This is a genomic window from Microbacterium sp. PI-1, assembly GCF_004337555.1.
In the GTDB taxonomy this organism is placed as follows: domain Bacteria; phylum Actinomycetota; class Actinomycetes; order Actinomycetales; family Microbacteriaceae; genus Microbacterium; species Microbacterium aurugineum.
Genome location: NZ_SJYZ01000020.1, coordinates 1 through 14,206, shown reverse-complemented (window position 1 = coordinate 14,206; position 14,206 = coordinate 1). Strand labels below are relative to the sequence as shown.

General features: G+C 68.2%; 9 protein-coding genes. 3 read left to right on the top strand and 6 right to left on the bottom strand.

Annotation, left to right across the window (positions count from 1 at the left end):
• Positions 1-6 precede the first annotated feature (6 nt).
• Positions 7-252 carry a hypothetical protein gene (locus tag E0W80_RS14830; RefSeq protein ID WP_047524493.1) on the bottom strand — a complete coding sequence of 82 codons (246 nt, stop codon included), beginning with the start codon at positions 250-252 and terminating at the stop codon, positions 7-9.
• Positions 253-553: 301 nt separating this feature from the next.
• Between E0W80_RS14830 and E0W80_RS19410 the strand changes: the two genes are divergently transcribed.
• Positions 554-1,687: an endo-beta-N-acetylglucosaminidase H gene (locus tag E0W80_RS19410; RefSeq protein ID WP_240740545.1), complete on the top strand. Its 1,134-nt coding sequence runs from the start codon at positions 554-556 to the stop codon at positions 1,685-1,687.
• Here E0W80_RS19410 and E0W80_RS14820 read toward each other — a convergent pair whose 3' ends face one another.
• Genes E0W80_RS14820 through E0W80_RS14805 form a run of 4 tightly spaced genes read right to left on the bottom strand, consistent with a single transcriptional unit; the run spans position 1,688 to position 8,045 of the window.
• Positions 1,688-4,885 carry a GH92 family glycosyl hydrolase gene (locus E0W80_RS14820; protein ID WP_131493601.1) on the bottom strand — a complete coding sequence of 1,066 codons (3,198 nt, stop codon included), beginning with the start codon at positions 4,883-4,885 and terminating at the stop codon, positions 1,688-1,690. It abuts the gene before it with no gap.
• Positions 4,882-5,817: a carbohydrate ABC transporter permease gene (locus E0W80_RS14815; protein WP_131493599.1), complete on the bottom strand. Its 936-nt coding sequence runs from the start codon at positions 5,815-5,817 to the stop codon at positions 4,882-4,884. The genes E0W80_RS14820 and E0W80_RS14815 overlap by 4 nt, the downstream gene beginning before the upstream one ends.
• Positions 5,814-6,740, bottom strand: coding sequence for a sugar ABC transporter permease (locus tag E0W80_RS14810; protein WP_131493597.1), 927 nt, complete (start codon positions 6,738-6,740; stop codon positions 5,814-5,816). Before E0W80_RS14810 ends, E0W80_RS14815 begins: the two co-directional genes overlap by 4 nt.
• A 3-nt stretch (positions 6,741-6,743) precedes the next feature.
• Positions 6,744-8,045, bottom strand: a complete 1,302-nt coding sequence (locus E0W80_RS14805) for an extracellular solute-binding protein (protein ID WP_131493596.1) — start codon at positions 8,043-8,045, stop codon at positions 6,744-6,746.
• A gap of 178 nt (positions 8,046-8,223) precedes the next feature.
• Here E0W80_RS14805 and E0W80_RS14800 point away from each other — a divergent pair, with 178 nt between their 5' ends.
• Positions 8,224-9,534, top strand: a complete 1,311-nt coding sequence (locus E0W80_RS14800; protein WP_131493594.1) for a glycosyl hydrolase — start codon at positions 8,224-8,226, stop codon at positions 9,532-9,534.
• Between the two features lie 19 nt (positions 9,535-9,553).
• On the opposite strand, the gene E0W80_RS14795 is transcribed toward E0W80_RS14800, so the two are convergent.
• Positions 9,554-10,585 (bottom strand): LacI family DNA-binding transcriptional regulator, encoded by a 1,032-nt coding sequence (locus E0W80_RS14795; RefSeq protein ID WP_131493592.1) that lies wholly within the window; start codon positions 10,583-10,585, stop codon positions 9,554-9,556.
• Between the two features lie 160 nt (positions 10,586-10,745).
• On the opposite strand from E0W80_RS14795, the gene E0W80_RS14790 reads away from it, so the two are divergent.
• Complete coding sequence (locus tag E0W80_RS14790) at positions 10,746-13,766, top strand: glycoside hydrolase family 38 C-terminal domain-containing protein (protein WP_131493590.1); 3,021 nt, start codon at positions 10,746-10,748, stop codon at positions 13,764-13,766.
• Positions 13,767-14,206 lie beyond the last annotated feature (440 nt).

Sequence of the window (14,206 nt, the reverse complement as noted above, 5' to 3'; positions counted from 1 at the left end):
GAGGGGTCACTGCGAGCGCCAGAACCGCACGGCGAGGTTCGTGAGCTCCTTGTCGAGGTCGTCGACCTTCGCCTCGATGCGGTCGAGGCGGTCGACCACGGCGTCGATGCGCGCGGAGAGCGTGCCGTGGATGCGATCGGTCTCGGCGCGGATGATGCGACTGAGCTGCGTGGTCATGAGCGTCATCCCGCCGAGCATGACGGCGGCGAACACTCCGATCAGCGTCCATACCTGCGGGTCGTTCAAGCGCATGCCTCCAGTGTCGTTCCGGACGGTCACGATGTCACGGTATTCCGGTTCCGGCGCGTGGAGAACCCGGCGCACGTGTACAACCCACGGATCGCTGACCGGGTGCAGGAACAGACAGGCGTCGTCCTTCGTCCGATCTGTACGGGCTTCTACTTAAGCGATATAGTCGGCGGCAGGTCGCGCTGATGCGGCCTGATCTCGATTTCGATGAAGAGGGAGACGATCTGCCATGAGTCGGCCACATTCCACGAAGCTTCACCGTCTACGACAGGGATTCACTGTCGCCGCGAGTGCGGTGATCGCGATGTCCTTCGTCGCGACCGCCTCACCCGCGACCGCTGCCGAGGGGGTGGAGGCGGACCCCCAGCTCGCCGTCTATGTCGAGGTGAACTCGAACGATTTAGTCAACGTCGCCGACTACACCCTCGCGGATTCCGGGCGCGCCGCCGTCGACCTCGCGATGATCTTCGCCGCCAACATCAACTACGACGGAGAGAAGGCGTATCTGCACCTGAATGATCGGGTCACCGAGACGCTCCAGGACGCGGAGAACCAGATCCGTCCGCTGCAGGCACAGGGCACGAAGGTGCTGCTCTCCGTGCTCGGCAACCACCAGGGTGCGGGTTTCGCGAACTTCACCTCGTTCGCCGCGGCGGACGCCTTCGCCGCAGAGCTGGCCGATGCGGTGACGACCTACGGCCTCGATGGGATCGACTTCGACGACGAGTGGACGAACTACGGCGCGAACGGCACCCCGCAGCCCAACGCGCAGTCGTTCGGCTGGCTGGCGACCGCGCTGCGCGAGCGCCTGGGATCGGACAAGATCATCAGCCTCTACGCGATCGGCCCGTCCTACACCACCACCGACTTCGATGCGTTCGACGTCGACGGCGTGATCGACTACGCCTGGAACCCCTACTACCCGACGTACGACGCCCCCACGGTGCCCGGGCTCGAAGATCGCACCCGCCTCGGTGCCGCTGCGATCGACCTGGCGAACACGAACGCGGCGACCGCCGCGGACTTCGCCCGCCGCACGGTCGCCGACGGATACGGGGTCTACGTGGCGTACAACCTGACCGCGACGGATCAGTCGGCGTACCTCTCGGGGATCACGCAGGAGCTCAAGGGGGAGCCGACCGAGTATCGCGCCGCTCCGCGGGATCGCACGGCTCCGACCGTGACCGTGAAGCCGGGGGAGGCGTTCACGACGGGATCTCCCGACGCGTACTCGAAGGTCAGCTTCAAGCTGTACGACGCCGGCAAGGTCGACAGGCTGTCGGTCAACGGTGTGCCGAAGGACCTGACCGACAACGCCTGGAGCGACCTGAACTTCGTGAAGCCGGGTGTCTTCGGTGCGGTGGCCGGAGCCAACGTGCTCGAGGTGTTCGACGCGTCGGGAAACCGCACCGAGGTGCTCTTCACCCTCACCGGGTGATCACGCGAGGTCGAAGAGCTCGATCTGACGGATCGTGACCTCGGACTCCGCACGCACGCGGAGCGCCGGGGTCACGGTCCGGTCGACCAGGGTGAACGGCGTCGTGCGGTCGGTCCGCAGTTCTTCCCGATGGGTCAGCGCCAGGGTCCGCCAGTGCCCATCCGGGCCGAGGGCCTCCCAGTGCAGGGCGGCCGAGGAGGCGGAGGCGGTCGTCGTCACCGTGACGTCGCTGATCCCGCGAGCCTCGGGGAACCGCCACCCCACCCAGTCGCCCGGGCGCAGGACGACGCCCGGACGACCCGAGGGGGCCCCGTCGTCGAACACCCGCTCGGGGTGGGCGACGAGAGCCGAGGCGATCACCTCGCCCTCGGTCGCGGTCAGATCGGCGCACCACGGGACCGCAGGGAGGACGGGAGAGCGCCCGGACTTCTCGAGTGCGAACGCCGGGTCGTCCCCGAACGTGAGGTCGAGGACGGCATCCTCCACGAGCGCATCGATCGGGAGGTCGGCGGAGACGAGGGGCACGTCGTCGAGAGATGCCTCCTGCAGGATGTGGGCCCCGGCGGACCGTCGCCGGGAGCGGATCCGGAGGGAGGAGCCGTCCCCCCGATCCACCCGGATGTCGTCGAAGAGCGGCGAGCCGATCCGCAGGTGGCCCGATGCGAGCTCCAGCGGGTACAGCCCGAGTGCGCCCCACAGCCACCAGGCGCTCATCTCCCCGTTGTCCTCGTCGCCCGGGAAGCCCTGACCGACGTGGGCCCCGGCGAACAGCCGCCCCGCGAACTCATGGACGAGCGGAGCCGACTGCCACGGGCGGTCGCTGAACGCGTACATGAACGGGATGTGGTGTGCCGGCTGGTTGGAGAGCGCGCACATCCCGGAGCGCAGGGCCCTGGCCTCCTGTTGCTCATGGATCACGGTGCCGTAGGCGCCGGCGAACCGTTCGTCCGCGGTCTCGGGTTCGGCGAACAGGGCATCGAGGTGACGGCCGAGTCCGACAGGTCCGCCGTGGAGGGCGGCGAGCCCGGCTCCGTCGTGCACCGCCCCCACCGACATCCCCCAGGCGTTCGTCTCGACGTTGTCCCCGCCCCAGGCCCGCGGGTCGAACTCCGGAGCGAACGCCCCGTGCGAATCCCGCCCGCGGAAGAACCCGGCGCCGTCGTCGAAGAGCTGACGATACGACCGGGAGCGGTTGGCGAAGTAGCGTGCGAAGCAACGGTAGCGAGCGACTTCCTCGGCCGGTCCGGCGCCGACGGCGAGCTGCAGGGCGAACCGGCCGAGGGCGGCATCGCTGAGTGCGTTCTCGATGCTCCAGCTCATGCCCTCGGGCGTCTCCGACGAGATGTAGCCGGTGAATCGGCCGCGTTCGATGCCCTTGCGTCCCCGTCTCGCATCCGGACCCGGCTCGCACGCGTTGCGCCATCCGCTGTCGAACGCGGTCTCGCGGTCGAAGCTCACACCCCAGCGCGCGGCATCGGCGAAGATCTGGTCGCTGGACGTGCCGACCATGCTGTCCACGTAGCCGGGCGCGCTCCACCGCGCCATCCATCCTCCGCGTCGATACTGTTCGAGCTGGCCGTCGAGGAGCCTGCCGGTCGATGCGGGATCGAGCAGGGCGAGCGCCGGCCACTCGGTGCGGTAGGTGTCCCAGTAGCCGTTGTTCACGACGAGTTCCCCGTCGGCGACCGTGTCGACGGAGTCGGAGAAGACATCCGCGAATCGCCAGCGCGGCACCGCCGCGGTGCCGACGTTCTCCCCGGCGCTGTTGGGGTACAGGTGCATCCGATGCAGTGCTGCGGCGATCCGGGCGCGGTGCTCCTCATCGGCGAGACCGCGGTAGGGGATCTCCTCCGCCGGCAGCGGGGGGATCGACACTCGGCCCAGCAGGCGATTCCAGATCGCGGCGCCCTCGGCGCGCAACTCCTCGAAGGGACGGGTCGGGGGCGCCTCGGTCTCCAGGGCGTGCCGGGCCTGGGCGACGGAGAGGAAGGAGATCCCGATCCGTAGTTCGAGCGATCCGCGTCCGCCCACATACCCGGCGACCCGACCGCGTCCGTCGTCATCGAGCGGGCCGCGCTCGATCACGCCGTCGTCCGTGCGGCGCAGGGCGGTGCCGGCGAAGAAGCACCGCGGCGCGTTGCCCCAGTCCGCCGAGCCCTCCGGGATCCATCCCTCGAACCCGTCTGCGCCGGTCCAGGCGAGCTGGCCCTCATCGGTGAGCTGATCGATGACGAAGCCGATCGGGGCGTCGGGGTCCGCGCACCGCACCCGGAAGGCGGCAGCGTGCATGGTCGCGGTCATCTCGACGGTCAGACCATCGCCGAGGTCCGCCGCGTACTCGTGCGGACGCGCGCGTTCGGACCCCGGCACGATCCAGCGCCGGCGTCGCTCGCGGCTCGACACAGGATCTGCCAGATAGGGCATCAGCTGCAGCACCGAGCGATCGCCGATCCAGGGACTCGGCTGGTGGGAGAACTGGAGGGCTTCGAGTCGGCGTCCCTGCGCGTCGTCGTGCACGAAGGGACGGTACGGCCACCGGGAGTCGGCTGCGTCGGTGGCCGGCGTGACGAAGGTGAACCCGTGCGGGAGAGCCACGGCGGGGATGGTGTTGCCCCGCGAGAAGCGCGGTCCCGCATGCGTGCCGCGTCGGGTATCGACGCGTTCGACGGGGGTGGGGGTGGGATCGCCCGGTGCGATCCGCTCCTCGACCAGGACCTGCACGAAGCCGGTGCCTGCGGCATCCGCCTCGTCGGACAGCGCGTCGGCGCCGAGCACGAGTTCGACCGTGCCGCGTCCTCCGGTGCGGGGAGCGAGCGAGACGGTGTTCGCATTCCACTGCTCCGGCATGCTCCAGCGCGCGGCGAACTGGGCATCGGCGGTGATCGGGAAGTCGTAGCGGTCGCGGACCGCGGAGTCGTCGCTCAGCCGTGATCCGTCGTCGAAGCGCACGTCGGCCGAGACCGCGAGGGCGGCGTGTGGCGCCAGGGTCGCTGCCGGGCCGTCGGCGTAGAAGGCCCAGTGCAGCACCGTGTGGGGTGTGATCTCGATGTCGGCGAGACCCGGGGCATCGATCCGCTGCACCCCGCCGGCCGGGTCGAAGGCGAAGGCGAACACCGCACACGGGAGCACTCCCGAGCGCGGGCGGGAGGACGGGGGATCGGCCGGCCCGTCCGCCGGGAGGAGCTGCACGGCGTTCACCCCTTGATCGCGCCCTCCTGCACGCCCTTGAAGAAGAACCGCTGCGTGAAGGAGAACATGATGACGATCGGCACGAGGGCGATCATGGTGCCGGCCGCGATGAGGCGCGGATCCACGGAGAAGCTGCTGTTGAGGTAGGCCATGCCCACCGTCAGTGTGTACTTCGAGGGATCGGACAGGACGATGAGCGGCCACAGGTAGTCGTCCCAGGCACCGATGAAGGCGAAGATCGCGACCACGGAGACCATGCCGCGGATGTTCGGCCAGACGATGTGGCGGATGCGCTGCCACGTGGTGGCCCCGTCGACCGTCGCGGCGTCCAGTACGTCCTTCGGGATCATGCGGCACGCGGTGGCGATCAGGAGCACGTTCATCGCGCTGATCGCTCCGGGGAGGAAGACGCCCCAGAGGGTGTCCGCGAGTCCCAGTGCGCGGATGGTGAGGAAGTTGCTGGTCACCGTCACCTCGCCGGGGAAGAGCAGAGTGGACAGGAGGATCCCCATCACGATCCACTTGCCCCGGAATCTCATGCATCCCAGCGCGTATCCGGCGAACGTCGACAGCACGACGTTGCTCACGACGGTCCCGACCGAGACGAGCAGCGAGTGCCAGGCGTAGAGGTAGACCGGGACGATGTCGGCGACCTTGCTGTAGTTCTGCAGCGTGGGTTCGCGGGGGATGAGCTCGGGTGGGAAGGAGTAGATGTTCTCCTGAGGGCCCTTGAAAGAGGTGGACAGCTGCCAGACGAACGGCCCGATCACGAGGAACAGGACGAACAGCAGCAGCGCATAGCGCCCGATCAGTCCGCCGAGGCTGGGTGTGCTGAAGTCTCCGGAACCGCGACGGCGGAAGATGCGCTCGCGCGTGGGCGACACAGGGCCGTCGGTGGACCGGGTGTCGTCGGCCGGGCGCTGCGGGGTGAGGGTGCTCATGCGGAGACCTTCGCCTTCTTCTCACGGTTCATGACGGCGATCGCGGCGAGGGGCACGAGGGTGAGCAGGAACAGCGCCACGCTGATCGCGGAGGCGTAGCCGATGTTCCCGTTCAGGCCGGACCCCACCTGGCGGATGAGCATCACGAGCGACATGTCGTACCCGCCGGGACCTCCGGTGCTCTTGGACAGCACGTCGAGTTCGGCGAAGACCCGCATCGCGGACACGGCGATGAGCACCGCGATGAGGAGCATGGCTCCTCGCACCGACGGGATCGTGACCGAGAGGAAGCGGCGGAAGGCCCCGGCTCCGTCGAGCATCGCGGCCTCGTGCAGCTCCTTGCCGACGTTCCCGAGCGCGGCGAGGTACACGACCATGTAGTAGCCCAAGCCCTTCCAGACCGTGAGCAGGATCGCGCAGCCCAGCAGCAGCCAGCGATCGACGAGGAAGGCCATCGGCTTGTCGATCAGACCGAGGAACTCCAGCGTCTGGTTGATGATGCCGCGGCTGTCGAAGAGCCAGGTCCAGATGAGGGCGACCACGACCACCGAGGCGATCACGGGGAAATAGAACGTGGTGCGGAAGAACGAGATGCCCGGGAGCTTCTTCTGCACCAGCAGGGCGAGGAGGAGGGGGAGGATCGTGAGCAGGGGCACGCACACGACCACGTAGATGAGGCACGTGGTCAGCGCATTCCAGAACATCTCGTCGCCGAACATGCGCTCGTAGTTCGCTCCCCCCACGAACTCCGGCGTCCGCAGCGGCCGGGCGTCGGTGAAGCTGAGGAAGACCGTGTTGAGGAACGGCCAGAGCGCGAACACCAGCACCCAGGCGACGGCGGGGCCCAGCAGCAGCCACGGAGTGAACCATCGGTGGGATCTCATCGACGATCCGCGGTCGCGGATGCCGGTGTTCGCGCGCATGGCTTACTGGTCCACGCGGTTGGCGTTGGCGTACTCGACGATCTTGTCGAGCTGGGCCTTGGCGTCCGCTTCACCGTTGACGGCGAGGGCGATCTGCTGGGTCATGTACGTCGCCATGTCGGAGGTCCACTGGAACGGCAGGGCCTTCGCATCCTTCATCGCGCCGAACACGGTGTCGATCGCCGCGAGCTGCTTCTCGTCGGTGACGGAGGACGCGATGTTCTCGACGACCTCATCCCCGCCGTCCGCGGTGCCGGGAGCCGTGCCGACGGCGAGCGACGAGAAGGCCACCTGGTTCTCCTGGTTCGTCGCGAACTCGGCGAACGCGAGTGCGGCCTCCTTGTTGTCGGAGCCGGCCGAGACGTTGAGACCCTGCACATAGAGGGGTGCGACCCCGAGGCGAGGGGTCGCCACCGTGTTCTCGAGCAGTGCGGGTGCATCCTTCTGCAGGTCGGTCGTGAAGCCGGTGCCGCCCGTCGTGAAGGCCACCTTCTCCTGGATGTAGGCTTCGGCGTTTCCGCCGTAGTCGCCGGTCAGGGCCTCGGCGGGCATGGCTCCGGCTGCGTAGGCGTCGGCGTACTTCTGGATGATCGCGGCGGCTTCGTCGGTGTTGAAGTCGAACTCGCCGTCGGCGTTGATGACCTCCATGCCCGCCGCCGTGAAGGTGTCGAGCGCGGGGATGGAGGACAGGAGCTGGACCTTACCACCGGATTCCGTGGCCACGTCCTCGGCGAGGGTGAGGAGCTCGTCGACCGTGGTCGGGAGGTTGTCCTCCGTGACGCCGTACGGGGCGAGCTGTGCGAGGTTCCACCACGAGGCGTCGCTGGAGAGGTACCAGGGCAGGCCGTAGGTGCCGTCGATGCCCGGGTACGCGCTGTACGCCTCCCACGCGCCGGCGTTGTAGGCGGACTCCAGCTCGGGATCGGCGGTCTGGAGGTCGACGAGCTTGCCCGCAGCGACCAGGGGATACGCGATGTCCGGCGGCAGGTTCAGCACGTCCGGGAGCGTGTCGGCGTTCGCCTGGCTCAGGATCTTCTCCTGGTAGCCGTCCCCCGGCTGGTCGAGCCACTCGACGGTGACGTCCGGGTGCTCCTTCTCGAACGCATCGATCAGATCCTCGAAGTACGGGGTGAACTTCTCGTTCTTGAGCGACCACGTCTGGAACTGGATCGTGCCGCTCAGCTCGCCGGACGTGTCGATGGGGCCCGAGGCGCCGGATGCCCCTCCGCCTCCCGTGCAACTGGTCAGCGCCAGAACGCCGATGCTGAAGGCTGCCAGAGCGACAATGCGTGTGGGAGATTTCATCGTGCTTCTTCCTCGAGGCGGGCGATTCCGCGTGGTGTCCGGTCGACGGACTACAACGCTTTAGCAGATGAAACCATCCGATTCTCCTTCTGTCAAGAAGTGTGTGCGATCGTCGGCGCTCAAGCGTTATAGTGGTGCAGATCCGTCCCCCCCTCGGGGCTTGTCCGAAAGGTCCTACATGACGCAGCGCGGCGCCCTCGATGCTCCCCTGAGGTTCGGGGCGAACTACACGCCGTCGAAGAACTGGATGCACTCCTGGCTCGACTTCACCCCGGACGATGTGCGTCGCGACTTCGCGGCTCTCGCGGAGCTCGGGCTCGATCACGTCCGGGTCTTCCCGCTGTGGACCGTGCTGCAGCCGAATCGCACCCTCATCCGCGAGAAGGCGGTCGACGACGTGCGTGCGGTGGTCGACATCGCGGGCGAGTTCGGGATGGATGCGAGCATCGACGTGGTCCAGGGCCATCTGTCGAGCTTCGACTTCGTGCCGTCGTGGCTGTACACGTGGCACGACAAGAACATGTTCACCGATCCCCGAGCGCTCGAGGGTCAGGTCGCGCTCGTCGACAGGCTCGGCCGGGCGCTGCGCGATGCCCCCAACTTCCTCGGGCTCACCCTCGGGAACGAGACGAACCAGTTCTCCGCGCACACCCATCCGTCGCCCTGGCCGGTGACGCCGGACGAGGCGGGCGGCTGGCTCTCCGCCCTGCTGTCGGCAGCCGACGCCGCAGCGCCCGGCTTCCCGCACGTCCACAGCGAGTACGACGCCGTCTGGTACATGGACGGCCACGGCTTCACGCCGGCCCACGCGTCACGCTTGGGTGCCATGACCACGATCCACTCCTGGATCTTCAACGGCACCGCCCAGCGCTACGGAGGACGATCGATCGCCTCCGACCGGCACGCCGAGTACCTGATCGAGCTCTCCCGCGCGTTCGCGACCGATCCGGACAGGGTGGTGTGGTTGCAGGAGGTCGGCGCCCCGTCGAACTGCCTGACGGAGGACGAGATGCCGGACTTCCTGGAGGCGACCGTGCGCTCCGCGCTGCGCACCGACAACCTCTGGGGCGTCACGTGGTGGTGCTCGCACGACGTCAGTCGCGACCTGGGTGACTTCCCCGAACTCGAATACACCCTCGGCCTGATCGATCAGAACGGTGCGGCGAAGCCCCTCGGTCGACGCTTCGCCGAGGTGATCCCCGAGCTGCGGCAGCGTGTCGCGGCACCGGCGCGGGAGACGGCGATCGTGGTGGAGGTCGACGAGCGCGAGGTGCCCGTGAGTCGGGCCGCGCTGAGCCCGGGTGGTCCCGTGTTCCAGGCCTGGGTCGACGCCTGCGCCGCGGGGCTGGACCCGGCCGTGATCACGTCGCGTGACGCGCTCGATCCCGCCGTGCGGGAGGCCCGTGGCATCCGCCGGCTCATCCGCCCCGATCTGCGGGCGGTCGCGGTCGATCCCTATGGGTCGGTCAACACCGTGGTCGACGCCTGACGTTCAGGACGCCTGACGTTCAGTCGGTGCGCGTGGGCGGGGCCGTGCTCTCGCGCGCCGTGAGCACAGGAGTCGGGCCTTCGACGCTCGGCAGGTTCGCGCCCGCTTCAATCTGCTGGAGCAGCAGGGTGGCGGCGCGCTCGCCGAGTTCGAAGGTGTCGCGCGTCATCGCCGTGATCGACGGGTTGATGAGCCCCGCGATGACCGAGTCGTCGAAGGAGGCCAGCGAGACGTCGCGGGGAACCCTGCGTCCCATCTCCTGTGCGACGCGGAGACCGGCGACCGCCATCACGTCGTTGTCGTAGACGATCGCGGTGGGCCGCCGCCGTCCGGAGAGCAGCGCCCGCGTCACCGCGGAGGCGCGGGCGGGGGAGAAGTCGGTGGTGATGACCTCGCCCTCCACGCCGTCGGCCGACAGGCGTTCCAAGACCTCGGCCCGCAGCCGGGTGTGTTCGAGCTCCGCCGGTCCTGCCACGTAGGCGATGTGCACGTGCCCGAGTGCGGCGAGATAGGAGTAGAGCGTCTCCGCCACCGTGTCGTCGCCGATCCACACGCTGGGCACCGTCCCGTCGGGAGACGGCTTCGACCCGATCATCACGGCGCGGGCGTCGAGGGCGGCGATGCGGTCGGCCCGGGGATCGTCGTCGCGCGGGTCGATGAAGATGAAACCGTCGACCTGGTTGGACGAGCGCCACTGCCGATGCACCTCCATCTCCTCCGCGATGTCCGCCACCAGACGCAGCTGCAGACTGACCTTGCTCTCGGAGAGACGCGATTCGATACCGGCGATGAGGTCGGTGAAGAAGGCCTCCGATCCGAGGGACCGCGCGGGGCGCGCGAGTGCGAAGCCGACGGTGTTCGCCCGCGCGCCGACGAGGGCGCGTGCCGCTGAACTCGGCTGCCAGCCGTTCTCCTCGACGACGGCGAGGATCCGTTGCCGGGTCTCCTCGCTCACTCCGGGGCGCCCGTTCAAGGCGAAGGAGACGGCGCCGGGGGAGACGCCGGCCATGCGCGCGATGTCGGCGATCGTGACGCGCTTCGCCGGACTCATAGTCCCTCACCCTACTTGATCGGTTTAGCCCCGTGGAAGGCGGATCGGGTGTGTTCTAGACTCTTCACTAGATCGTTTTAGTAAATCGGATAGCATTCATCACACGGGTTCGCGGCGACGTCCCGCGAACCTGCCCTCACCGTCGAGTCGGAGATCCCCTATGCATGACGACACCTCGCTCACCGTCGGCCGCGTCAAGCGTGTTCTGGAGGAGCGCATCCGCCCGTCGATCCACTCGGCGTCTGTGCCGCTGCAGGTCGAGATCCACGAACTGCCCGGGGAGCCGATCGCACCGGCGGAAGGGCTCGCCCTCGACTACACCGCCGGTTCCGTGGGCGCCCCGTGGGGACCGGCCTGGGGAACCACGTGGTTCAAGCTCACCGGGCGGGTGCCGTCCGAGTGGGCCGGCCGCAAGGTCGAGGCGCTGATCGACCTTGGGTTCGACGTGAACATGACGGGCTTCCAATGCGAGGCCCTCGCCTACCGACCGGGCGGCACGGGGTCCGACCCGATCCCGGTGAAGAGCATCAACCCGCGAAACCAGTGGGTCCCGATCGTCGAGACGGCAGCGGGCGACGAGCCGGTCGAGCTGTACCTCGAGGCGGCTTCCAACCCGGTGCTCCTGGACTACCACCCCTTCCTCCCGACGCAGGAGGGCGACATCCTCACATCCTCGAAGGAACCGCTCTACCGCGCCCGGCGGATGGATCTGGCGGTGTTCGAGCAGGAAGTGTTCGACCTGGCGCTCGACCTCGAGGTGCTCTTCGAGCTGCAGGCGGAGCTGCCGGCGACCTCGCCCCGTCGCATGCGCATCCTGCAGGCCATGGACGATGCGCTCGACGTCCTCGACCTGCAGCACATCGTCGCCACGGCGTCCGACGCCCGTGCCCGCCTGGCCGAGGTGCTGGCCGCGCCCGCCGAGGCGAGTGCGCACCGGATCTCGGCCGTCGGTCACGCGCACATCGATTCGGCGTGGCTGTGGCCCGTGCGCGAGACGATCCGCAAGGTCGCACGCACGACCTCGTCGATGACGGCTCTGCTGGAGGAGCAGTCCGAGTTCCGGTACGGCATGTCCAGCGCACAGCAGTACGCCTGGATCAAGGAGCACCGCCCCGAGGTCTGGGAGCGGGTCAAGGCCGCGGTCGCCGAAGGGCGCTTCCTGCCCCTGGGTGGCATGTGGGTCGAGTCCGACACCGTGATGCCGACGGGGGAGTCGCTCGTGCGGCAGTTCTCGCAGGGGCAGCGGTTCTTCGAGCGGGAGTTCGGCATCCGGTCCAAGGGCGTGTGGCTCCCGGACAGCTTCGGGTACTCGCCCGCCCTGCCGCAGCTGATGCGCCGCGCCGGGTTCGAGTGGTTCTTCACCCAGAAGATCTCGTGGAACCAGCAGAACGTCTTCCCGCACCACTCCTTCCTCTGGGAGGGCATCGACGGGTCGCAGGTGTTCACGCACTTCCCGTCGATGGACACCTACAACTCGCAGTTGAGCGGCATGGAGGTCGCGAAGGCCGCCCGGCAGTTCAAGGAGAACCGGGTCAGCTCGCGCTCGATCGCCCCGGTCGGCTGGGGTGACGGCGGTGGCGGCACGACCCGCGAGATGACGGGCAAGGCCGAACGCCTCCGCGACCTCGAGGGCAGCGCGCAGGTGGTGTGGGAGCATCCGGACGACTTCTTCGACGCCGCGAGGGCCGAGCTGCCGCATCCGGCGGTGTGGGTGGGGGAGCTTTACCTCGAGCTGCACCGCGGAACGCTCACCAGCCAGCACGCCACCAAGGCACTGCACCGCTGGGCCGAGCACGCGCTGATCGAGGCGGAGCTGTGGGCGGCGACGGATACGGTGCGCACCGGTGCCGCCTACCCGCAGGCCGAGTTCGACCGCTTGTGGCAGGCCGTTCTCCTGCACGAGTTCCATGACATCCTCCCGGGGACCTCGATCGCCTGGGTGCACCGCGAGGCCGTCGCCGTGCTGACGGACGTGCTCTCGGATGCGCAGGACATCGCGGGTGCCGCCCGACGCTCGCTCGCGGGCGAGGGCGATCGCGAACTGCGGTTCGAGCCGACCTCGGTCGGGCGCGCGGGGGGACAGGGGCACGCTCTCGGCGCGGCGTTCCTTCCCGAGGCGACCTCCGCTGCCGTCTCGCTCTCGCAGGAGGACGACGGCTGGCGGCTGGAGAACGAGCTCGTCTCGGTGCGCGTGTCCGCCGACGGTCTGATCGTCTCCGCCGTCGACAAGGCATCGGGGCGCGAGGCGGTCGCTGCGGGAAAGGCCGCGAACCTGTTCCAGCTCCACCAGGACTTCCCGAACATGTGGGACGCCTGGGACATCGATCGCTATTACCGCAACAGCGTCGACGACCTCACCGCCGTCACGTCGATCGAGGCGACCATGGTCGGCACCGTGGCGAAGATCGTGGTCGTGCGCCCGTTCTCGGAGTCGACCATCACGCAGACGATCCTTCTCGCCCCGGGCTCGCGGACCGTGCTGCTGCGCAATGAGATCGACTGGCACGAGACCGAGAAGCTGCTCAAGCTCGCCTTCCCGCTCGACATCCAGGCGGCGCACACCGATGCCGAGACGCAGTTCGGCTACCAGTCGCGGGTGACGCACACGAACACCAGCTGGGAGGCGGCGAAGTTCGAGACGTCGATGCACCGGTTCGTCCTGGTGCGCGAGCAGGACTTCGGCGTCGCACTCGTGAACGACTCGATCTACGGCTACGACACATCCCGCGAGGTGTCGGATGATGCGGTGACGACAACGGTGAGGCTCTCGCTGCTGCGTGCCCCGCGGTTCCCCGACCCCGACACCGACCACGGCCACCACGAGATCGAGGTCGGCTTCGTGATCGGGGCTGACGCCGAGATCGCGACGGCCGAGGGCATCCGGATCAACGCGCTCCCCACCGTCGTGCGCGGTGCGCGGGAGGTCGAACCCCTGGTGTCGGTCCGGGGCGAGGGGATCGTCGTGTCGGCGGTCAAGCTCGCCGACGACGGATCGGGTGACGTGATCGTGCGCGTGTACGAGGCGCTCGGGCGACGCACGGCCGGCGAGCTGACGGTCGGGTTCGAGCACCGCGGGGTGCGCGAGGTGAGTCTGCTCGAGGACGACATCGAGGACGCGCGTACCGGTGGCGACCTGAGACTGCGTCCGTTCGAGGTGCGCACGCTCCGCATCGCCCGCTGAGCAGAGATCCGCCGCGTGCGGGATCGAAAACGCGCCGGAAAACCGGTGCGGAGGAGCGGTTTCGATCCCGCATGCGGCGCGGGCACGTGCACGACACGCCCGGCGGTTGAGCCTGATTTGCCCGATCCCCGGGATCCGCGTAACTTATTACCTGTTCGCCCCAAACGGTTGAGCGGAGGTCCTCGGACCGGCTCCCGTCAAGCAGCTAACACCTCCCGAATCCCAGACACTCACTGAGTGAACAGGATGAAGGTGCTGACTCGTTCCCTCACTCAGGCCGAAGAAAATCGGACTTGACAACGGAGATGAGATCGGTAAGATAGAGAAGTTGCCCTGCGGGCCTGGTTGTGATGACTGGGTCGTGGGAGCATCCGATCCTTGAGAACTCAACAGCGTGCACTTGTCAAATGCCAAATTATCCTCGTCTAGCTTCGGCTGGG